The organism is Halobacillus sp. SY10 (genome assembly GCF_045401165.1).
Classification (GTDB): Bacteria; Bacillota; Bacilli; order Bacillales; family Halobacillaceae; genus Halobacillus; species Halobacillus aidingensis.
In genome coordinates, this window is sequence record NZ_CP174345.1 from 1597465 (window position 1) to 1619905 (window position 22441).

Annotated in this window: 18 protein-coding genes and 1 pseudogene; 13 read left to right on the forward strand and 6 right to left on the reverse strand. The window is 44.5% G+C overall.

Translation table 11 applies throughout. The annotated features are described in order from the left end of the window. The first annotated feature begins 350 nt into the window (after positions 1-350). On the forward strand, positions 351-533 hold the full coding sequence (locus ACJA3J_RS08235; protein ID WP_089651000.1) for a hypothetical protein: 183 nt from the start codon (positions 351-353) through the stop codon (positions 531-533). A 136-nt stretch (positions 534-669) separates the two neighbouring features. Next, positions 670-987 carry a hypothetical protein gene (locus tag ACJA3J_RS08240; RefSeq protein ID WP_406945994.1) on the forward strand — a complete coding sequence of 106 codons (318 nt, stop codon included), beginning with the start codon at positions 670-672 and terminating at the stop codon, positions 985-987. Between the two features lie 16 nt (positions 988-1003). On the opposite strand, the gene ACJA3J_RS08245 is transcribed toward ACJA3J_RS08240, so the two are convergent. From ACJA3J_RS08245 to ACJA3J_RS08265, 5 genes are all read right to left on the reverse strand, one after another. Next, positions 1004-1333: a hypothetical protein gene (locus tag ACJA3J_RS08245; RefSeq protein WP_406945995.1), complete on the reverse strand. Its 330-nt coding sequence runs from the start codon at positions 1331-1333 to the stop codon at positions 1004-1006. 73 nt (positions 1334-1406) lie between these two features. Next, positions 1407-1550 carry a hypothetical protein gene (locus ACJA3J_RS08250; protein ID WP_167355989.1) on the reverse strand — a complete coding sequence of 48 codons (144 nt, stop codon included), beginning with the start codon at positions 1548-1550 and terminating at the stop codon, positions 1407-1409. Between the two features lie 247 nt (positions 1551-1797). Further along, positions 1798-3144: a GntP family permease gene (locus ACJA3J_RS08255; protein WP_115822066.1), complete on the reverse strand. Its 1347-nt coding sequence runs from the start codon at positions 3142-3144 to the stop codon at positions 1798-1800. Between the two features lie 24 nt (positions 3145-3168). Next, the gene (gntK, locus tag ACJA3J_RS08260) at positions 3169-4707 is read right to left on the reverse strand and encodes a gluconokinase (protein ID WP_406945996.1); all 1539 of its coding nucleotides are present in this window, start codon (positions 4705-4707) and stop codon (positions 3169-3171) included. After that, a complete protein-coding gene (locus ACJA3J_RS08265; RefSeq protein ID WP_406945997.1) occupies positions 4700-5434 on the reverse strand; it encodes a GntR family transcriptional regulator in 735 nt (244 codons plus the stop codon). Before ACJA3J_RS08265 ends, gntK begins: the two co-directional genes overlap by 8 nt. 309 nt (positions 5435-5743) lie before the next feature. On the opposite strand from ACJA3J_RS08265, the gene ACJA3J_RS08270 reads away from it, so the two are divergent. The 8 genes from ACJA3J_RS08270 to ACJA3J_RS08305 all read left to right on the forward strand — a co-directional run bounded on the left by ACJA3J_RS08270 (position 5744) and on the right by ACJA3J_RS08305 (position 18713). Continuing rightward, the gene (locus ACJA3J_RS08270) at positions 5744-6724 is read left to right on the forward strand and encodes a Gfo/Idh/MocA family protein (RefSeq protein WP_406945998.1); all 981 of its coding nucleotides are present in this window, start codon (positions 5744-5746) and stop codon (positions 6722-6724) included. A gap of 167 nt (positions 6725-6891) precedes the next feature. Then, on the forward strand, positions 6892-8100 hold the full coding sequence (locus ACJA3J_RS08275) for a Bcr/CflA family efflux MFS transporter (RefSeq protein WP_115894289.1): 1209 nt from the start codon (positions 6892-6894) through the stop codon (positions 8098-8100). Between the two features lie 182 nt (positions 8101-8282). Next, positions 8283-8858: a TetR/AcrR family transcriptional regulator gene (locus tag ACJA3J_RS08280; protein ID WP_406945999.1), complete on the forward strand. Its 576-nt coding sequence runs from the start codon at positions 8283-8285 to the stop codon at positions 8856-8858. 80 nt (positions 8859-8938) lie between these two features. Then, the gene (locus ACJA3J_RS08285; RefSeq protein WP_406946000.1) at positions 8939-12094 is read left to right on the forward strand and encodes a bifunctional cytochrome P450/NADPH--P450 reductase; all 3156 of its coding nucleotides are present in this window, start codon (positions 8939-8941) and stop codon (positions 12092-12094) included. A gap of 287 nt (positions 12095-12381) precedes the next feature. Further along, the gene (locus ACJA3J_RS08290; protein ID WP_406946001.1) at positions 12382-15723 is read left to right on the forward strand and encodes a phosphodiester glycosidase family protein; all 3342 of its coding nucleotides are present in this window, start codon (positions 12382-12384) and stop codon (positions 15721-15723) included. 208 nt (positions 15724-15931) lie between these two features. Next, positions 15932-17032: an NADH:flavin oxidoreductase gene (locus tag ACJA3J_RS08295; protein WP_406946002.1), complete on the forward strand. Its 1101-nt coding sequence runs from the start codon at positions 15932-15934 to the stop codon at positions 17030-17032. Between the two features lie 340 nt (positions 17033-17372). Beyond that, complete coding sequence (locus ACJA3J_RS08300; RefSeq protein ID WP_406946003.1) at positions 17373-18209, forward strand: STAS domain-containing protein; 837 nt, start codon at positions 17373-17375, stop codon at positions 18207-18209. A 150-nt stretch (positions 18210-18359) separates the two neighbouring features. Beyond that, the gene (locus tag ACJA3J_RS08305) at positions 18360-18713 is read left to right on the forward strand and encodes a DUF2200 domain-containing protein (RefSeq protein WP_406946004.1); all 354 of its coding nucleotides are present in this window, start codon (positions 18360-18362) and stop codon (positions 18711-18713) included. Positions 18714-18795: 82 nt separating this feature from the next. Here the strand turns inward: ACJA3J_RS08305 and ACJA3J_RS08310 are convergent, their stop codons facing one another. Beyond that, entirely contained in the window at positions 18796-19665 is an 870-nt protein-coding gene (locus ACJA3J_RS08310; RefSeq protein ID WP_406946005.1) for a DMT family transporter, read from the reverse strand. A gap of 441 nt (positions 19666-20106) precedes the next feature. Between ACJA3J_RS08310 and ACJA3J_RS08315 the strand changes: the two genes are divergently transcribed. The 3 genes and pseudogenes from ACJA3J_RS08315 (at position 20107) to ACJA3J_RS08325 (ending at position 22302) form a co-directional block, all read left to right on the forward strand. After that, entirely contained in the window at positions 20107-21468 is a 1362-nt protein-coding gene (locus ACJA3J_RS08315; protein WP_406946006.1) for a DUF2254 domain-containing protein, read from the forward strand. 129 nt (positions 21469-21597) lie between these two features. Then, positions 21598-21790 (forward strand): annotated as a pseudogene (locus tag ACJA3J_RS08320) (GNAT family N-acetyltransferase); the annotation flags it as partial. Positions 21791-21882: 92 nt separating this feature from the next. Next, positions 21883-22302 carry an NUDIX domain-containing protein gene (locus ACJA3J_RS08325; RefSeq protein ID WP_406946007.1) on the forward strand — a complete coding sequence of 140 codons (420 nt, stop codon included), beginning with the start codon at positions 21883-21885 and terminating at the stop codon, positions 22300-22302. Positions 22303-22441 lie beyond the last annotated feature (139 nt).

Sequence of the window (22441 nt, forward strand, 5' to 3'; positions counted from 1 at the left end):
TTAAGTTGGGAAGAGATAATGTATTTATCAAACGAGACGAAATCTTATTATACAGAAAGTGATGATACTCAAATGATGAGTTCGCGAATGAATGATATGGAATATGCTATAGACTTTAAAGGCAATGAATCATAAAGTGGAGATGAAATGATTAAAGTTGCTTCTTCGATCAAATAAATTCAGTACTATTTCCCGGAAATACATAAGTACTTATTTACAAAACTCTTTACTGATATCTTGAATTCAAGTCTTCAACTAAAGGGGGAAATTCTCTAATATAAGAATTGCGCCTTCTTAATGTTTTAAGTAGGTTAGTTGAAGACTCAGTCTCGAGAAAATAGAGTAATCTGATGGCAAAAGTAAAGTTGAGCTTATGGAGATTTTTTGAAATAATTGGAGCTATTTTGGGATTTAAAGAACAGAGGATACAAATGAAAACAGTAAAAAATTATTTAGTTTTAATGGTTTGTATATTTCTAATAGGATGTACTGAGCAAAAGTCTTTTGAAGAGCAATTCAGAAATAATGAATGATAAAAATAGCACTTACAACTTGTTTCACCATGAATTAAATGTTCTTGAAAAAAGGTGATGCTTTTGCCTTCTTTGAAGGGGAAGGAAAGGTCTGTACCTGATGTTCCTCACTTATGTATGATGACGTCCAGGGTGGGTGTTTGGTGGAGTAGCATCCAGAAGAATAGGTTATGGGAAAGTGAATTTGCGCAAACGGATTGCCCTTGGAGATGGAGGTTGTGAAGTCGCGATTTACTTCAAGCCGACAGAGGAAGAAGACGAAATCGTATATGAAGATATCCCGATCACTCCTGAACAGGGAGATCCGTTCAACTGGGAAGAAGACGCGATCACTGCCTTGAATAATGAATTACGAAAGAGCGATGAGATGGTGATGGAGTTATTGAAAGAATTGGAGCGTCTCCGTGAGGAAGTAGAGGAGATGAAAGGGAATGTCTCCACATCGACTTCGTGAATAGCTCGTCACTTATTTATAAATCTGGACATATGAATGAAAAACGCTGGTCCATATGGATCAGCGTTTCTTTAGTTGGATATGGATGTCTTTTTTTTATATACAATGCGTTTGTTTTGGAGGGAGCCCTTTCTAATCCGGCAAATGTATGAGAACATGCTTTTGAAATATCCGTAATGATACTGGATAGATCCACGTCATTAGCTTCACCCGTTCCTGCCGTCTGTGACCACTGGCTCAATAATCCTTCTTGTTGAGTCAAGTTGGAGGCAAGCTTTAGAAGGCTATCAAAGTCTATATTGGTTTCATTTTTACCATGTTCTTCTTGTTGTTTTTTTCTTTTCATATGACTATCTCCTTTCTAATTAAAATAGTGAGAGGGCTATGTTTATGCACAGCCCTCTAAGCTAAATAAAGATTTAGCTAATGGTTCCAAGAATCTCATTAATACATGAGATGACAATTTGGCGTTGCTCACTTGATCCTAGTAGAACAGCCACCAAAAGCGCCAGCAAAAACAAGACAGCAATGACCACAGCGACTAAGTTTCTTAAGAAGTTCATCGTTTTTCCTCCTTCATCACAAGAATGTGTGTAGGAGACGTCTCTTACATAGATACTCTATGAAAATCTATCAAATGCGCTTGTACAATAGCCTCAATTAATAGAATACTCATTCATTTGGATGTTTGCCGCTGGTCATTTGAAATGAATCGGAGGATGAGATCAGGCATCTGGTTTGCTGAAAAGATACTAAAAAGAAAGACTGTCGGGAAAGTCTCGACAGTCTTTCTTTTGTTCAGATTCAGTTTTATACAAACAAACTCAGTAATAGTGTAAAGGCAAGGCCAAGGACCGAGATGATCGTTTCAAGCAATGTCCATGTGGCGAACGTTTCCTTCATCGTGAGGCCGAAGTATTCTTTGAACATCCAGAACCCGGCGTCGTTGACGTGGGAGGCAACTAAGCTGCCTGCTCCTGTAGAAAGAACCATAAGAGCCAGATTGACGTCTGTCTGCCCTAATAGGGGGATGACAAGTCCGACCGTTGTCAAAGCAGCAACAGTGGCTGAACCTAAAGAAATCCTTAGAATAGCTGCGATCAACCATGCAAGTACAATCGGGGACATAGTAGACCCTTCGAAGAGTTCAGCGACATAATCACCGACTCCACCGTCGATCAATACTTGTTTGAACGCACCGCCACCCCCGATGATTAAGAGCATCATACCGATTTGAGATATGGCTGTCGAGCAGGATTCCATGACGGTTTTCACAGGGATATTTCGCGCAATCCCCATCGTGTACATAGCCACAAGCAGGGAAATGACCATAGCTGTGGAAGCGTTACCGATTAAATTGATAATGGATAAGAACGCGTTTGTTTCAAACCCAGCCATTTCTTGAATCAATGTAATGATCGTGGAAATAGCGATCAGAATAACCGGAAGCATAGCCGTGAAGACACTGATGCCGAACTTCGGTGTATCCTTTAGGTCGAATTTCTTTTGTTCTCCTAATGAAGTGATGTCCCCTTGTTTGGTAAACGAATCGGGCACGATTTTTTGAGCCATCTTCGTGAAAAGGGGTCCCGCTACGATAACGATCGGGATGGAAATGATGATTCCGTAAAGCAAAACTTCCCCAAGGTCTGCGCCATATTCACCGGCGATTACAGTTGGACCCGGGTGAGGAGGCAGGAATCCATGGGTGACCGACAAAGCAGCGGCCATCGGGATCCCTAAATAAAGAATAGAAACTTTCAATTCTCTTGAAATCGCAAAAACAATAGGAATGAGAAGGACAAGTCCTACTTCAAAGAAGAGCGCAATTCCGATGACGAAGGAGGCAGAAACGACCGCCCATTGAATGTTCTTCTCACCAAATTTGTTTACAAACGTCATGGCAATACGCTGTGCACCGCCGGCATCTGTAATCAGCTTACCGAGCATCGCACCAAGACCAAAGATCAGTGCCAGGTGTCCGAGTGTACCGCCTAATCCGGTTTCAATCGTTCCGACAATATCTTCAAGCGGCATTCCGAGCAGGATCGCTACTCCAAATGAAACAATAATCAAAGAAACAAAGGTATTCAGTTTCAGCCCCATAATTAAGATCAACAGGGCGACGATTCCTATAGCAACCATTACTAATGGCATGATGATCCCTCCATGTTGTGTGTTTTACTTGTGAATTAAACTTCTTTGGTATTCTGCAATTCTTGTATAATCGCTGCTCAGCCTTCTGGATAAATCAATGAAGATTGGCAGCAATTGCCGGTATTCGTGTGAAGCTTCCTCTACCGGTGTGTGTTGATGGGTATTTCCAATCATCTCGGAAGCCACTTCAAACGATTCTACTTTTCCTGTGGCATAGAGTCCTAGAATACAAGCCCCGAGACAAGAGCTTTCATAGCTTTCCGGTACAGCAACCTCTGATTCAAAAATGTCAGCCATCATCTGGCGCCATACGTGAGAACGGGCAAAACCACCCGTCGCCTGAATCCGGGTTACTTGTGTGTCCATACATTCCACAAGGGCGAGGTAGACGGTGTACAGGTTGTAAATGATTCCTTCCAGGGCCGCGCGGATCATATGCTCTTTCTTATGGGACATGGTAAGCCCAAAGAATGACCCACGGACATCCGGATTCCAAAGCGGTGCCCGCTCCCCAGCTAAATAAGGATGGAAAATCAATCCTTCTGCGCCTGGTCTCACACCATCGGCGATTTTTGTCAGGACTTCATAAGGGTCGATGCCGAGACGCTTCGCCGTTTCAATTTCAGCGGCAGCGAATTCGTCTTTGATCCAGCGCAGAATCATTCCGCCATTGTTGACAGGCCCACCGATGACCCAGTGATTCTCTGTCAGTGCGTAACAAAAGATTCTTCCTTTTTCATCGGTCTGCGGCTGATCGATGATCGTTCGGATCGCACCGCTCGTCCCGATCGTGACCGCGATTTCTCCTTTTCCGATAGCGTTTACACCAAGGTTTGATAAAACACCATCACTCGCACCGATAATAAATGGCGTTTCAGGGTTCAATCCGATTTTCTTTGCCAGTGAACGGTTGCAGGAAGTAAAAGCTTCCGTGGTTGGTACAAGCCTTGATAACTTATCCCGGGAAATCCCTGCGATGTGGAGTGCTTCCTCATCCCAGTCCAATTTCTCCAAGTTCATCATTCCAGTGGCGGAAGCAAGAGAATGATCAAGGACATACTCGTCGAAAAACTTATGGAAAATGTATTCTTTAATTCCAATGTACTTGCTGGTAATGGAATCGATTTCAGGATGCTCCTGAACCATCCATGTCACTTTACTCAAAGGAGACATGGGATGAATCGGAGTGCCTGTACGTCTGTAAACGTCATGACCATTCCATTCGTGTTTGATTTTCTGCGTCCATGCTTCACTTCTGTTATCCGCCCAGGTGATACATGGGGTCAGGGGATGGCCGTCTTTGTCTACGGCAATCAGACTGTGCATGGCACTACTGAATGACACAAACGAGAGATTCTTGTCTTTATGATCATTCATAATGGCGGTCATGACAGTGACAACCGCCTGGAAAATTTCATCCGGATCTTGTTCAGCCGTTGAGATATCCGGTGTATGCAAGGGGTAGCCCTTGCTTTCCTTTTGAATGACATCGCCTTTTTCACTGAATAATACGGCTTTTGTACTTGTGGTACCGATGTCGATACCGAGCATGTAGTTAGTCATCTTCTTTTTCGACTCCTTTAGTAAAGGTTTCCTGCGCCATCCATAGTTCTTCGACCCGGCCTTTGGCGACATCATCGAAATTCTGGTGCAGGGATTGAACCATAAGGTCGCGATCTTTCTTGCGAATGGCTTCAATGTATAATTCGTGGTTCTCTATGATTCTTTCAAAGTCTCCATACATCTCTTCAAACCTGTATCTCATGGAAAGGAGGACGAGGCTTTCGAGTGTGGGTTTCAGGTTATTCCAAATCATCTGAATATGAGAATGACCGATCGAGCGGATGATCGTATCGTGAAATTCCAGGTCCTGCTTGGAAAATTCATCGGCATCCTTGTATTGAATCGCTATTTTCATCATTTCAAAAATCTTGCTGAGATCTTTGACCAGTTCTTCTGTCTCCATATGGACGAGCCGTTCAAAAACGAAACTCTCAATGAGTAACCGAACATCGTACATTTCCTGGATTTCTTTCTCTGTGATATCGAGAACCCGTGCACCCATCCTTTCCAATCGGATGAGATTTTCCGAAGCAAGGGCTTTCAATGCATCCCTTACGGGGGAGCGGCTTACGGAGAATTCGGAAGCCAGCTGATTCTCAGATAGGATTGAACCGCTTTCAACAGTGCCCGAAATGATACGCATTCGGAGCTCGCAGGCCACACGTTCACCAGCGGATGCTTTGGATAACCATTGGAGCGGGTACAGAAATTCATTGGAATCCTTCATCTATTCACCTCATTTGTGTAACTTTGTATACTTGTATACAAGTAGTGTAGTACAACTTTTCAATTTTGAAAACGCTTTTTATATAAAATGTCGAAAAAAATCGAATCGATGATTCATGGAAAAGGAACCACTCCTTTGCCATGCCCTTGTAATATACCGGGAATGGCCTTCACGAAAAATATCGGACTCGGATTCTTCTTAAAGGGGAAGGCTTCCATATTTTAGTGTCTGTCCCTATTATGCTAAAGTTGTAACGGAATAGTAGTTATGTATTGAATTCTAAGAAAAGAAATGCGGGGAGGAATTCAGATGGAAACGATCAGATGGGGAATCATAGGATGCGGGGACGTGACAGAAGTAAAAAGTGGTCCAGCTTTTCAGTTGATCGAACAAAGTTCACTTCAAGCTGTTATGAGAAGAAATGGAGAGAAAGCGAAAGACTACGCCGAGCGTCATGGTGTGCCTCAATGGTATGACAAGGCGGAGGATTTAATCCATGATGACGAAGTGGATGCGGTGTATATTGCCACGCCACCTTCTTCCCATAAAGAATATACAATCATGGCAGCCAAAGCAGGAAAGCCTGTCTATGTGGAAAAACCGATGGCAAATAGTTTGGAAGAATGTGAAGAAATGGTCCGAGTTTGCGAAACGTATGGTGTGCCTTTATTTATTGCTTATTATCGGAGATCCCTGCCGAGGTTCTTAAAAGTAAAAGAACTTTTGGAAGAAGGAGCCATCGGAGATGTACGATTTGCTTCAATGCAGCAGACCCAGAAGATTGTGCAAAAGGATGAGCATGGGAATTGGCCATGGCGAGTGATTCCGGAAAAAAGCGGGGCAGGATTATTTTACGATGTCGGTTCTCATACGTTAGACGTTTTCGACTACCTGCTTGGACCTCTGAAAGATGTGAGAGGATTTGGGCTGAACCTTGCTGATTCCTATCCAGCTGAAGACACGGTCAGCGGTGTATGGAAATTTGAGAGCGGAGCTGTCGGAACAGGGATATGGAATTTTTCTTCTTATAAGAATGAGGATGATAACCGAATTGTTGGAACAAAAGGAGAAATACAGTTTTCCACCTTTGATGACAAGCCGGTTGTCCTTGTCACCGATTCAGGGGAAGAATCTTTTTACTTCGAGCGTCCGAAACATATTCAACAGGCTCATATTCAAACAATCGTTGATGAGCTGCTGGGAGAAGGAACTTGTCCAAGCACGGGAAAAACAGCGCTTCGAACCAATAGGGTGATGGGGGAGCTTGTTAAAGAGTATTATCAAGGATAAGATCCCAACCGTTCCATGTCTGTTTTATGGAACGGTTTTTCTATGCTGATGAATAGACTTCCTTGGTGAATAAAGATAAAATCATAGTTTAACAGCTTAGAGAACGTGGGGATATTACTCAGGGGTCTTTTAAAAAAAGTAGATAGAATAGAAGAAGGTGTTTAATTATGTTGCATAATCCAAAAGGAAAAGAAAGAATTGGCCTGGCGTTCCTACTCGGAATGCTTGGAATTCTAGGTCCATTGAACATTGATATGTATCTGCCAAGCTTCCCGGGGATCGCATCCGATTTAGAGACAAACGCGTCCCTTGTTCAGCTTAGCTTAACGACCTGTTTGATCGGTCTTGCCGTCGGTCAAATCGTCGTAGGCCCGGTCAGTGATTCGCAAGGGAGGAAGAAACCACTCATCATTTTCCTTTCCCTCTTCGCACTGGCGTCCTTTCTTTGTGCGCTTGCGCCTAATATCCTTGTGCTCGTCATCGCTCGTTTCCTCCAGGGCTTCACAGCTTCTGCCGGGGTCGTCCTTTCGCGGGCCGTCGTGCGAGACGTGTTTTCAGGGAGAGAGCTGACGAAATTTTTCGCCTTACTCATGGTGATCAATGCGACAGCTCCGATGATTGCCCCGATGACAGGGGGAGCGATTTTACTTTTACCATTCGCTACATGGGAGACGATCTTTTTCGTTTTAAGTATTTTAGGTGTAGCAATCGTTTTAACCGTTGCAGGAAAATTACCGGAGACCCTTCCCGTAGAAAAGCGGATCCCAAGCTCTGTGAAAGAATCGATTCTGACCATCGGCCGCCTGCTGAAGGACCGCTCGTTCATCGGGTACGCCCTGACCATCGGTTTTGTCCATGGGGGAAGTTTCGCTTATGTATCCGGAACACCGTTCGTTTATCAGGGCATTTATGGCGTGTCCCCTCAAGCATTTAGTGTGCTATTCGGGATTAATGGCCTGGCAATCATTACAGGAAGCTTTTTAGTCGGGCGTCTCGGGGGGATCTTCCATGAAAGAAGTCTGCTTCGGACCGCTGTACTCGTTGCTGTCAGTGCGACGAGTTTCCTTTTAGTGATGACAATTGTCGAAGGACCGTTGTATTCCATCGTCATTCCTATCTTCATTTACATGACAGCGATGGGAATGGTTTTGACAAGTACGTTTACCTTGGCGATGGAGCATCAAGGCCACCGAGCAGGAAGTGCCAGTGCGGTGCTCGGGATGCTGCCATTGTTGTTTGGCGCGACAGTATCTCCGCTTGTCGGTCTTGATGAGACGACGGCTGTACCGATGGGAGCGATCTTGTTTACGACAGCTTCGATTGGTGCGGTAATCTTTTTTACGTTGACGACGAAAAAACAACAAGCCACTGCATGATTGCTGTTTGGAATCGGTGCCAGACCCAAGCTCTTTTACAGTAGTAACGGAGCGGGAATTGGCATCGATTTTTTATTAAAAAAGAATAATTATGAGTCCTTCGATTGATTGAAGGGCACAGTAAAATATACTAAGCTGATTAGGAATGAATGTTCATTCCGCATAGGAGGGAGGAAGTTTTTATGCCGACAACAACAAGTAAACGTGATCATATTTTCCAAAGCGCGCTGTCCCTATTCGCAGAACGCGGTTTCGATGCCACAACGATTCCGATGATTGCGAGTGATGCGAAAGTGGGAGCGGGAACGATCTACCGCTATTTCGAGAATAAAGAAGTTCTCGTCAATACATTGTTTCAACATTACGCGGCTTTGTTCACGAAGACGCTTGAAGAAGATTACCCTAAAGACGCGGGGATCCGTGATCAATTTCATCATCTGTTCCAAGGGATGGTTCGTTTTACAAATGAGCATGAGCACGCGCTTTATTTTATAAAAACTCATAACGCCGCCTATTTCCTTGATGAGACAAGCCGGAGTCAATTCAATCATTTGTTGATGATTCTCCAGGACTTCATCGATGAAGGGAAAGAAAAAGAACAAATCAGGGATCTGCCATCAAAGGCGTTGATTGCGATAATATTCGGCGGATTTCTTGAGCTATTCAAATTGATCCGTGCAGGTGAGATCGAAGCGACGGGTGAATTATTGGCAGGTGTCGAGGAAAGTTGCTGGGATGCTGTGCGTCATCATGAGTGATGAGGCAGAGCTTTCTTCTCCTATAAGCGGAATGAATGTTCATTCCGGTATCTTCAATACGATCAAAGAGGTGTTTGTCCATGAATCATATAGAAAATCTTCCACAACCGAAATCTTATGGACCGCTCGGGAATTTACCGGGCATTGACAAAGAAAAACCCGTGCAGTCGTTTATGAAGCATGCCCGGGAACTTGGTCCGATCTATCAACTCCAATTTCCGGGACGGGTCAGTACATTTATTTCTAATGCACGTTTTGCTGCTGAAATCTGTGACGAGACGCGTTTTGATAAAAAAGTAGGGCCTGCCCTCCAAAAAGTACGCGCTTTTGGCGGTGATGGTTTGTTCACAAGTGGAACGGAAGAACCGAATTGGAAGAAGGCTCATAATATCCTGCTGCCAAGCTTCAGCCAGCAAGCCATGAAGGGCTATCATGAAAAAATGATCGACCTTGCTTCCCAGCTGATCCAAAAATGGGCAAGGCTGAATCCGAATGAAGAAGTTGATGTACCTGATGACATGACACGTCTGACGCTTGATACCATCGGTTTGTGCGGATTCAATTACCGTTTCAACAGCTTCTACCGGGAAGATTCGCATCCTTTCATAGAAAAAATGGTGCGGGCGCTTGATGAATCGATGAGTCAGACGCAGCGCCTGGGGATCCAGGATAAGCTGATGGTCCGATCCAAACGACAATTCAAAGAAGATATCGATTACATGTTCAACTTAGTCGATCAATTAATTGAAGAAAGGAAACAGGCAGGAGATCAAGGGGAGGACGACCTGCTTGGTCACATGCTGAAAGGGAAAGATCCTGAAACAGGGGAAGCGCTGGATGATGAGAATATCCGTTTTCAAATCATCACCTTCCTCATCGCCGGACACGAAACGACGAGTGGACTCCTTTCTTTTGCCATGTACTATTTGTTGAAACATCCGGATAAGTTACAGAAGGCGTATGAAGAAGTGGATGAAGTGCTTGGTGACGATACCCCTTCCTATAAACAAGCGAAACAGTTGAAATACGTGCGGATGATATTGAACGAAGCTTTACGCCTATGGCCGACCGCTCCAGCGTTTTCTGTGTATGCAAAGGAGGATACAACGCTTGATGGCGAATACGAGGTGGAAAAAGGGGATACGTTCACCCTGCTTATTCCGGAGCTTCACAGGGATACGACCGTCTGGGGAGACGATGCGGAGGAATTCAATCCGGAACGCTTTGAAAATCCAGAGAGCATCCCACATCATGCGTATAAGCCTTTTGGCAATGGACAAAGAGCGTGCATCGGGCAGCAGTTCGCCCTCCATGAGTCGACCCTCGTTCTCGGTATGGTTTTGCAGCATTTCGATCTTGAAGATCATACTGATTATGAACTGGATGTCAAAGAAACGTTGACGTTCAAGCCTGACGGGCTGACGATGAAAGTGAAAACGAGAAGAGAATTCAACGGGTTCAAGCCACAAGACGTTGATGAAAAGGAAGATACGAAGGATATTCCCGCACGTGAGTCCCATGGCACTCCATTCCTTGTATTGTTCGGGTCGAACATGGGGACAGCAGAAGGCGTGGCCCGGGAGCTTGCTGAAACTGCCCGCCATCAAGGGTTTTCCGTAACGACGGCTCCGCTCGATGAATGGACAGGGAATCTTCCGAAAGAAGGAGCTACCTTGATCGTATCGGCCTCCTACAACGGCAATCCGCCAGACAACGCGACCTCTTTCGTCCAGTGGCTGACTTCTGCTGAGGAAGCAGACCTTGACGGTGTAACTTACGCCGTTTTTGGCTGTGGAGACCGCAATTGGGCGAGCACTTATCAACGGGTTCCTGCAACGATCGATCACGAGCTCGATGCGAAAGGAGCTGTCCGCCTGCTTGAACGAGGAGAAGGTGATGCCAGCGAAGACTTTGATGGTGATTTGGAAAAATGGGAAGAGAAGCTATGGCCGTCTCTAGCCGACCATTTTAAATTGGATTTGGAAGAAGGACAGGATGCCTCAAGCCCCGTTTCCATGGAGTTCGTCAGTGGAACGAGCTACACGCCTGTCGCTCGTACCTATGACGCCTTCACAGCTGTTGTGCTTGAAAACAGGGAGCTGTTGAAGTCTGATGAGCGCAGCACCCGACACGTGGAGGTTGAACTTCCTGCAGGCATGACTTTCAAAGAAGGAGATCACTTGGGTGTCGTGCCGGAAAATACGCAGGCCCTTATCAACAGGGTTTTGGACCGGTTCGGAATCAAAGGAGAAGAGCACGTAATTTTGAGCGAAGGAACCGGCCGGGCTTCCCATCTGCCTACAGGCCAACCCGTTCAACTCCACCAATTGTTATCGTCTTACGTGGAATTGCAGGAACCGGCGACTCGTGCACAAATCCGTGCACTCGCAGCGAGTAATCCTTGCCCGCCTCACAAAATCGAGCTGGAACAACTCGTAGAGGATGAAAACTATAAAACTGAGATTCTGGAAAAACGTTTAACGATGCTTGAGCTGTTGGAAGCCTATTCTTCTTGTGAAATGGAGTTCGAACTATTCATTTCCCTGCTTCCAGCTTTGAAAGTCCGTTATTATTCGATTTCCAGTTCCCCTCGTGTTGATGCACATCAACCGAGTGTGACGGTGAGTGTTGTTCGAGGAGAGGCTTGGAGCGGCAAAGGAAATTATGAGGGTGTGGCTTCGAACTATCTCGCATCAAGAGATATCGGAGACAAAATCGCCTGTTTTGTCCGCACACCTCAATCAGATTTCCAACTGCCGGAAGATCCTGAAACCCCGATGATCCTTGTCGGACCGGGAACTGGAATCGCTCCCTTCCGAGGATTCATTCAGGCTCGTAAAGCGATGCAGCAGGAAGGAACAACGCTTGGTGAAGCCCACCTTTATTTCGGGTGCCGTCACCCAGAACAGGACTTTCTGTACGAAGAGGAATTGAAAGAAGCGGAACGTTTAGGATTGATTGACCTGCATACCGCTTTTTCAAGACATAAGCATGGTGAAAAGGTTTATGTCCAACATATGATGAAGGAAAATGCGGAAGCGATCCTTTCTCTATTGGATCAAGGAGGCCGTCTCTATATTTGTGGGGATGGAAGCAAAATGGCTCCCGAGGTAACGAATACGCTTGTGGAGTGTTACCGGGACCACCAACAAGTAAGTGAACAGGAGGCTGCTTCTTGGTTAGATGAGCTTGAGCGATCCGGCCGACTGGCGAAAGATGTCTGGGCGGGTTCCTAATTGGTTTGATCGTAAGCGAATGTAACAAGTTGCATGGATATATATGCCATTTCAATAAAACCCCTGATTTTCTTGAAGGAGATCAGGGGTTTTTTGAGGCATTTGATATGTAAAATCTATCCGGCTCCTATTTTAGTCACATAAGTAGTTTGCCCCCCTCCAGATGCATCAATTTTCTTTGCAAAACGATTACCCCGGGTTTACGTCCTATTTATAGTTCTCCTTTATCGTTTATAGTAGATTCATATGTTACATTACAAATTCATACATAAAGGGGAGAAAGTTACGTGAAGTACAAGCCGTTTTTATCCACCATGCTTGCCGCCACAATGCTCATGCCTACGACCACCGTCCTTGCCAATGAACAACAAAGTTCAGACACTCCGGTAACAGAAGCCACATCCTCTGATTCTCAGAAAGTCCTTCACCCAGTCATTCATGAAGAAAAAGAAACGACTTCCATTGCTCTAGGATTGACATTAACTCAAATCGACCGTTTTGATGTAGCGGGGTGGCTTCGTGCGGATGTGATGAAAGCCAACTTATCAGAAAATACTCTTTCTACTCATCTACTAACACCTGGAAATGTGACAGATAAAGCTCCCATCAGTGAACAAATGGAAGAATCCGGAGCGATTGCTGGTGTGAACGGCGACTTTTTTGACATTAGTAATACAAACGCTCCAATCGGAACCATGGTACAAGACGGAAAACTTATGAAAAGCGGCAATGGTCGTACCCATGCCTCCGTTTCAAATGACCGTATTGGTTCGATCGCCCATGCGTTTCTCAAAGGGGAAGTGAAAACCGATGTTGGTTCATGGACACTGGATGGCATCAATCAGCCCACCGTTTATGTTAATGAAACGGTCATGTACACCTCCGCATGGGGAGAGGCCAGCCGTACCCACATGATGACTGGTTCTGACCATTATACGGAAGTGCTGATTCGAGACCAGCAAGTAGTAGAAATATTAAGCAACCAAGTCTACAATCAGCCTCTTGAAAAAAACGAAACTCTGATCGTTGGTAAGGGAGAACAAGCCTTTCCTTTGAAAGAGCTAGCGGTTGGCGATCAAGTCCAAGTTTCCTACTCGACGTCTCCAGATTATCAGGATATGAAATTTGCCATTGGAGGAAGTGCCCAACTTCTCAAGGATGGAGAAATAAATACAAGCGATAACGGTGATCGCCATCCAAGAACGGCTGTTGGATTCTCTGAAGATGGCAAGGAGATGATTCTTGTCACCATTGATGGAAGGCAAACGGACAGCCGCGGAATGACCATGCTTGAACTCGCTCACTTTATGAAAGAACAAGGGGCTTACAATGCTCTTAATTTAGACGGCGGTGGCTCTTCTACTCTTGTCGCAAGAGAACTTGGTAAGGACAATTTGAATGTTTTCAACAGTCCTTCCGATGGCAGTGAACGAGCAGTGCCGAATGGGATCGGTATTTACAGTACGGCTTCCACAGGCGATTTGGATGGGTTCAACATTGAAACCGACTCGACCCGAGTGTTCAAAGGCTTCAGCCGAGTGTTTCAAGCCTCTGGGTATGATACGGCTTATGCTCCTGTTGATATCGATCAAACTGATGTCAAATGGCAAGGTGGAAACGCAGGGTCCTTTGACGGGAATATCTTTACTGCTAAGCACGCTGGAGAAAACCAAGTCCGGGCTAAATATAGGGGCGATGATACGTACAAAGATATTCAAGTCCTCGGTGAGCCTGTAGAACTCGCCATCGAGCCTTTTCAAATGGGGTTGGAAAAGGGAGAAACGACGACGTTCATGGTCACAGGGAAAGATGAGGAAGGTTATGAAACACATTTGGAACCGCGGGATGTTCAGCTGACTTATAATCAGGATCAATTGAAAATCAATCCGAATAAGGATGGTTCCTTTACCATTCAAGCCCTTGTTGATTCGGGAGCATCTATCGTAAAAGCAGAAGCCGGAGAACTGAGCACGAATCTCGGTATAACGATCGGGTTAAAAACGGAAATAGCGGAAACGTTTGATGAGGAGTCTAATCCATGGACCGTTTTTAAATATCCATCCAGCGTGGGGGCAGAACTAAACTACATCAACAATCATTTAACCGATGGGAACGCCCTTAGATTGGATTATGATTTCACCACAACGACAAGAACAAGAGCCGCTTATATGTTTCCTCCAGATCGTCGTCTTGAAATGAACGGGGATGTGAAGAAAATCGGGGTCAATGTTTATGGGTCAGAAGGAAATGGCCATTGGCTCCGTGCGAGAGTCAAGGACAGCAATAATGTCTATCATACATTGAACCTGGACTACAGTGTAGACTGGGATGGCTGGAAATACGTCGAAGCAGAACTTCCAAACGGTGTAGAGTACCCTGTGGTTTTGGACAGAATCTACCTAGTGGAAACAGATCGCAATAAACAAGATAAAGGGTCCATCATCATTGATGATATCCAGGCAAAAGTAGCCCAGAAGTTGGAAATGCCTGAAGAAGAGAAAACAGAAGACCCGCTTATTTTGGATTATGGACAACTCCCAGAAGAAGATTGGCAGTTTGCCGTCATTTCTGATATGCAATTGATCAGTGCCAATGAAGACAGCAAAGAAATTCAAAACTCCGAGGAAGTGCTGCAGGCAATCAACGAACAAGATGTGGATTTTGTTTTGTTTAATGGAGATGTTGTTGATTTTGACACAGATGAAGAGTACCAATTCGCCAAGGACTTAATTGAAGAAAACCTTGATAAACCCTACTATGTCGCACCAGGAAACCATGAAGTTTATGGATCAGGCAACCTCGACAATTTCAAGGAATTCTTTGGCCCGGACCATCAAGTCTTCGATCATAAAGGAACGAGATTCATCCAAATCAACACTTCTAAAGGTGGACTTAGAATCAGCAATGCAGAACAATGGTTCACGATCAAATCAGCACTTGATGAAGCGGAAAAAGATCCAACCATCAACAATGTATTCGTCTATGGTCACCACCCATTAGAAGATCCACTTCCTGATGCTGCCCATGCGTTATCCGATCAAAAAGAAGCAGACCTCTTAGAGGATTGGCTGACAGATTTCCGTGAAGATAGTGGAAAACCGGCCATGGTTATGTCCGCCCATGCTTCGCTAGTCAACCTTGATCGCAGAGACGGTATTCCTTATATGATTACAGGGCCGATAGGAAAAGGAACATACGGTGCGCCGCATGATGGAGGATTCTTCAATTACGCAGTAATGAGTATCGATCCTGACTATCAACCAGACCACCGCCTCCACCACCCGTCCTATCAAGGATTGGAGAAAAACCCGTGGATTCATGCTGACATCCGCCCCATTTTGCAGGATGTGACAGTGGATCAAACGATTTATCCTTTAAATGAAACGGTGGAAGTAGAATTGACCGGCCACCAATCAGCTGGTTGGGAGTTCCCTCTGGACTACCCTGCAACCATTCGATATGAAGGATCGGAAAATCTCTTGATTTCAGAAGAAGGCACAAAAAATACGGATGCCACAGCTGTGTTCAACCGTGAAGATCAGACCATCACTTTCTTAAAAGAAGGAAAGGTATCTCTAACTGTAAAAGCTGGTGATTATAAAGAAACGTTTGAATTTGCAGCAGAATAACGGCATTCCAAAAGCTGAGAGTGAAAAGAACTCTCAGCTTTTTTTATCCTATTATTATAGCAAGCTAAGTATGGATTCTATGGATAGATCATACACCGTCTGAGCATCCGTCCATTTCCACTTCAATGTGCTGGATCGAAGCAGATTTCTTTCGTTCCCCTTTTTGATCTGTGATAATGACAGACATCGTTGAAAAGGAGGCAGATCAATGACAAACCAAACAACAACGAAACCTTTATTCGAAACATTTACGAGTGATAAATTAAATCTTCCGAACCGTACCGTCATGGCTCCAATGACACGCGGGTTCTCACCTGGCAACATTCCTAATGAGGAAGTGGCCGCGTATTACCGCAGACGTGCGGAGAATGAAGTCGGGTTAATCATTACAGAAGGAACAGGGATCGACCATCCAGCTTCTGTATCTGGTGCGAATATTCCTGTGTTTCATGGAGAGAAGGCGTTGAACGGCTGGGCTGATGTCGTGAACCAAGTACATGAGGCCGGCGGTAAAATTGCCCCGCAGCTGTGGCATGTAGGAATGACTCGCAGCAAAGGGGATCTTCCCAATGAAGAAGCATCACCTGTGGGACCATCAGGCTTGAGTCTGGATGGAGAGAAAGTGAATGAACCATTATCGACAGAAGAGGTAGAGGCATTGGTGGAATCCTATGCCAAAGCAGCAGCGGATGCCAAGCGCCTCGGTTTTGATGCGATTGAAATCCACGGGGCTCATGGGTACTTGATCGACCAGTTCTTCTGGGAAAACACTAATAAACGCACCGACCGTTATGGCGGCGATTTCGTTGGGCGTACACAGTTTGCCGTAGAGATCGTGGAAGCATGCCGTCGTGAAGTCGGGGAAGATTTCCCTATCATTTTCCGTTTCTCTCAATGGAAGATGAATGACTTCCAAGCGAAATTGGTTCACACGCCTGATGAGCTGGAGCAGTTCTTACAGCCGCTTGTAGAAGCAGGCGTGGATCTTTTCCACTGCTCAACCCGAAGATTCTGGGAGCCTGAATTTGAAGGTTCTGATTTAAACCTTGCAGGCTGGACGAAGAAGCTGTCCGGCAAACCAGTGATTTCTGTCGGTTCTGTCGGTCTTGATGGTGTCTTCACAGACTTCTCTGGTGCTGGTACAACAAGTCTTGACGGTTTAGTGGACAAGCTGGATCGTGAGGAGTTCGACCTTGTGGCCATTGGCCGTTCCTTATTAATGGACCCCGAGTGGGTGAAGAAAGTTCATGAAGGTAGAGCAGATGATCTTCTAGCTTTCAATAAAGAAGCACTGCAAAAACTATATTAATGGTAAAACAGGCGTCCTCCTGCCAGGGCGTCTGTTTTTTGTTCAATTTAAAAAAATGAAAGCATCCTTCTATAGTTAAAATCAGCTGAAATTAGGGTTTTTAGCTATATAATTTATTCGCCATATAAGGGAGGCGGATTAATTTCAAGGTGAAGTGATGGTAGAATGATAGATATCCAATTCACGAATATCCTCATGTACTTAAAGTTTATTATTTCCTCTCGATTTCTTAAACTCATTATTGTAATATATTAATGAATGTCATTTGGGGATTAAAGATCAGGAACTATTAAAAGAGGATAATGTTAATCATTCAACCCATTTTTGAGGAGGAGAATAAATGACGGCGGCAAAGTCAGGAACATTGAAGCCTGTAATGGCTACAATACTTGAACAAAAAGAACAGCTGGCTCGGGCGGTTGCTATACCAAGTGAGATAGGCAAAGGAGTTTCAGAACAATTAATTACTTGGAGAATGGAATTAATTGAAGCTTACGCCAACTCTTTAAGTCAGGATTTCGATGGGGTTACTCAAAATCTGGGTAAGTGGAGCGATCAGGTCTCAGAGCAACTCGTAGAACTAAGACTGCCTTTGAACTTGGCGCTAGTAGAAATAAGTGAGTATAGGCAAGTTATAGGCGCAATGCTCAAAAACGGAGCAAAGGAACAGAATCTATCCTTTGATGAATTTTACGAGATTCTTACTCCGTTTAATCAAGCAGTTGACCAAGCGGTACAATTCGTGAGTCGATCCTATATGGATGATTTTGAGAATACGATACAAACCGCTAATTATGCGGTGGATGAACTTTCCGTTCCTATTGTCCGTGTTACAGAGACGGTCGGCGTTATACCGATCGTTGGAGAAATAGATACGAAAAGGGCCCAACTATTAATGGAAAATGCCTTGACACAAGGGGAAGAGTTTGAACTTGAGACGATTATTTTGGATTTATCTGGTGTGAGTATCATCGATACAATGGTAGCACATCAATTATTTAAAGTGATCAATTCCTTAAAGCTTACGGGTGTGAATGGTATCATGAGCGGTATTCGTCCGGATATTGTACAGACAATGGTGAGCCTGGGAATTGATATGAAAGGAATCCACACGTTCAGCAGTCTTCACAGAGCCATTCAATCATTGCAATTGCTTGATGGAAAAGTCAACGTTTAATGTTGGCTTTTTTATTTTTTTGATGCCTGGTTCTCTCCATGATTAAGCGTTAGCAGAGGGCTCGTGGACCGCCACAAAGAACATAGAGAAGAATTCTAATGGTAATATAGAAACGAAAGATTCTACAATCTTGGAAAGGGAGGATGGATCATGACCAAACATAAGATCTATACGATGAGTTTCGCAAGTGTCTACCCTCACTATGTGAAGAAGGCAGAAAAAAAAGGCCGTACGAAAACTGAAGTCGACGAAATCATCCGATGGTTGACAGGTTATAATCAAGAAGAGTTAGAGGCGCATTTGGAAAAAAAGACAGACTTTGAAACCTTTTTTGCAGAAGCTCCGGAACTCAATCCTTCACGAGCCATGATTAAAGGTGTCATCTGCGGGGTGCGGGTGGAAGACATTGAAGAGCCGACGATGCAGGAAATCCGCTACTTGGATAAGCTGATCGATGAGCTGGCCAAGGGGAAAGCGATGGAGAAGGTTTTGCGGAAATCCTAAGTGAAAATGAAAAACACGGCCTCTTAACGGATAGAGGCCGTGTTTTTTGTGAAACGGCTAAACGTGCCTGTACTAAATCCCTTCAGTCGGACTGCTTCACGCTTAGAGTTGTGATCGTAAACAGGATCAGACCCATTCCAACAAGCTGGATCATGCCCAATTGATCCCCTAGGAGCAGCACACCGAATAATGACGCTGTGACGGGTTCGACCATAGCGACCATCGAAGCTGTGGACGGTGCCGTCTTGCGTATACCGATAATATAGAGGATAAAGGAAACGCCAGCCCCGACGAGCCCTAACAGAATGAACCATCCGATATCGCTGGACGTCAACGCATCTGTCATTTCCTGCTTGTCTGTAAAAACAAAGAGAATGACACAAAAGAAGAAAAAGGCGGTGGCTAACGCTGTCTCCACGCTGCCCTTATGAGAAGCCTTTTTAAATCCGAATATAAACACCGCATAGCAGATTCCGGCCCCAAGTCCAGCGGCTGTCCCTAGAAAACTCGCGGACAGCGTTTCGATATTGTAGGCACCTGTAAGAAGGATGATCCCAATGAGTACGCCGACGATACATCCCCATTTCAACCATGATGAACGTTCAATCCCTAATACAAAGGATATTAAAAGGACAAAGACGGGGGCGGTGTACATGAGAGTAGCAGCCACAGCTACACTCGAAGCTTCGATACTCAGAAAATATAAAGTGAAGTTACCAGCAACACCTACACCAGCCAACAGAGACCATAGATATAAGCGGCTGGTGTAAACCCACTTCCTGCTAAATCGGATGAGAAACCAAACCAAAAAACATAAGAACCCAACGGCACCTCTGTAAAAGGAAATGGTGATAGGGTCCCAGCCCTTGCTCATCAAAATATCTGCGATTCCTCCACTAATGCCCCAGCATATTGCTGCCAGTATAACCAATCCTACACCTGCGTATCTCATTATGTGCCTCCTATATATTCAGTCATCGTAATTTTCCTAGGTCAGAGAAAGTGAACTCATATACGTAAATGGATGGGGCGCCCCATCCATTTACGGTGCTGCGTGTTTTTTAACGTGTTAACGGTAGTTCCTCAAATATTTTCCACCTAAACATGAATTTCGCTGGGTGGAAAAGGTAAGTTCACCTTAAAGAATAAGGAAAGGAGTTGGAGGAGAAGCTTAGGATAAATATTGAAACTTTTTCAAATAAATGAAAGAGGTTTCGTTCTAGGTTAATGAACCCAGGAGTGTTTCAGACATTTATCCCTATTTTTCAAAGAAACATGAAAAAACAGGTTCACTTCCATCTTTGCAGGGTAGGAATTAGAAGGATTCAAAAGTCTTAAGAAAAGATTGGAGATTCATATGGGGATCTTTTACTATATAAAGAAGTATTTTAAGATGTCGAGACGACAACGGAAAAGTGAATTAAAGTCAACGCTGTGGTTTATGCCTTTTTGGTATATCGTGGGAGCGATCGGTTTATCCGCCTTCACCTTTTATCTTGATTATGTGGTGGATGTCGGTTTATATCTGCCAGCAGCCATCGGTTTCAGCGGCCAGACACTGCAGGTGCTTCTGAGTGCACTCGTCGGAGGGGTGCTGACATTAAGCGCGTTTACCATTAACTCCCTCCTTGTCGCTTTGACGACATTCAGCGGTCAGTTTTCATCGAAGATGCTTGTGAACTTTGTCAGTGACCGGGCGACCCAGCATGTGCTTGGTATTTTTAACGGAAGTTTCATTTATGTGCTGTTGAACTTCTTGTACGTAACGCATGAAGAAGAGGAGTATATTGTTGCAACACCGGTTTTATCCATCCTCACAGCGATTACAGCTGCGGTGACGTTTATTTATTTCATCAACCATACGACCACCTGGATGCAGGTGCATAACATCAGTTTTAATATGAATACCAAGTCGAAACAGGTCCAGGCTTCTCTGGAAAAAGAATTAAAGCCCTACCACCTGGAGAAGGAGATTGAGGTAGAGTCACTTCCCGCTGATGTGGATGGGAAGGTGATCAAGACCCGCCAGTCTGGTTATCTTCAAGTCGCTGACTTTTCAAGATTGATTAAGCAGGCGAAGAGTGACGATAGCCTTCTTAGGTTCGATGTCAGAATCGGCGAGTTTGTTTTAGAAGGAACACCGATCCTTACGTATTGGGAACACGGTCAAACCATTCATCCCGACCGCTATTTGAAGTCGATGGAGATCGGGGTCAAACAAACAGAAATTCAAGACCTGGAGTACGGGCTCAATAAGCTTGCCGAGGTAGCCATCAAGGCTTTAGGTCATAATGACCCGCTTACGGTGACAAATACGATTCACCAGATTGCGGATCTGTTGAAAAGCATCGGTCAGTCTACCAATTTCTCTCCCTATCTTTTTGACAATGAAGAGGAGCTTCGGATCATTTTGAATCAAAAAACTTTCCGGTATTACCTTCATCGGGGTTTCGCCTCCATCCGCGAGTACGCGAACCAGAACTCGACCGTGATGACAGAGCTTTTGACCATGATTTCGCTCCTCAGTAAAACGATGGATCAGAATGTTCACGAAGATCTATGGGAATTTGCCCGTCAAACGATCCTAGGGTTTGATAACTACAGTCTGTACGAAAATGATTGCCTGTATATTTTAGAGCAGTTAGCCGAACTTGCTCAAAACACAGGCCATCAGCAGGATTATCTTTTCCTGCTTGAATATATGTTGAAGCGGGTGAGTTCGAAGAGTGCCTCTGAAGATCCTGCTTCTCTTTAAAAAGGAAAAGCGCCTGCCCTACTGTTGAGTAAGGCAGGCGCTTTTTTATGGTTGGAGGTATAGTCTTTCACCTTTCATCAAACGGGAATGTTATTCTAACGCCGTTAAATCAACAAATGTTAAAGGCTTGGATTTGGGAAGTATCTGTTAAATGAAGCTGTGAAAATTGCGTTGGAACGTAATAAAAAGAAGATATAGCTGGGTGTGTGGGAAAGAGATGAGAATGCTATAATTTTTTACAAGAAGATGTGGGCATTCTTTTTTTATGGGAGATGAAGAACAGACGGACGTAATCATGGTGGAAATTCTCTATCTCCTTTGATCAACGTCGTTTATGGTGTTAAGAAAACTTATAGAGTGGCAGCTGTCCGATTAGGATAACCGCATCTTTGGGAATCAGGAGGATATCATAGAGTGACTTCTATCAAGAAAGCATATGGGTATGTAACGAGAATAATAGAAGGTCGACCGCAAGTATTAGTGTTTAAGCATCCTGTCGCTGAAGCAGGGATTCAAATACCCAAGGGTACAGTGCAGCCGGGTGAAGAAACACAGGATGCCGTCCTAAGAGAAATGGAAGAAGAAACGGGATTAAGAAACCTTAAAGTTGAACAACTCCTTGCTGAAGATTTGTGGGAAAATGATGATGGTTCTATCCATCACCGATTTTTTTATGAATTACCGGTTTGTAATGTGGATGATGGATGGGACCACGATCCAACAGGTGGGGGAGAAGAAGAGGGGCTTACCTTTCATTTCTTTTGGATCTCTTCGATCGATGAGGTTGAACTGATCAGGGGCCATGGAGATTATTTGCACCTAATTTTCAACTGAACATATCCTCACTTGTGGACGGTCCTGTCTTTATTTGTTCTTTCTGGCCAAAACGTCTTCCGCTTCATTAACCATATGGAAAAGGAATGGCAGGTTTTTTACCTTACCAAAGCGAACATGTTACAGGATAGGGTAAAAT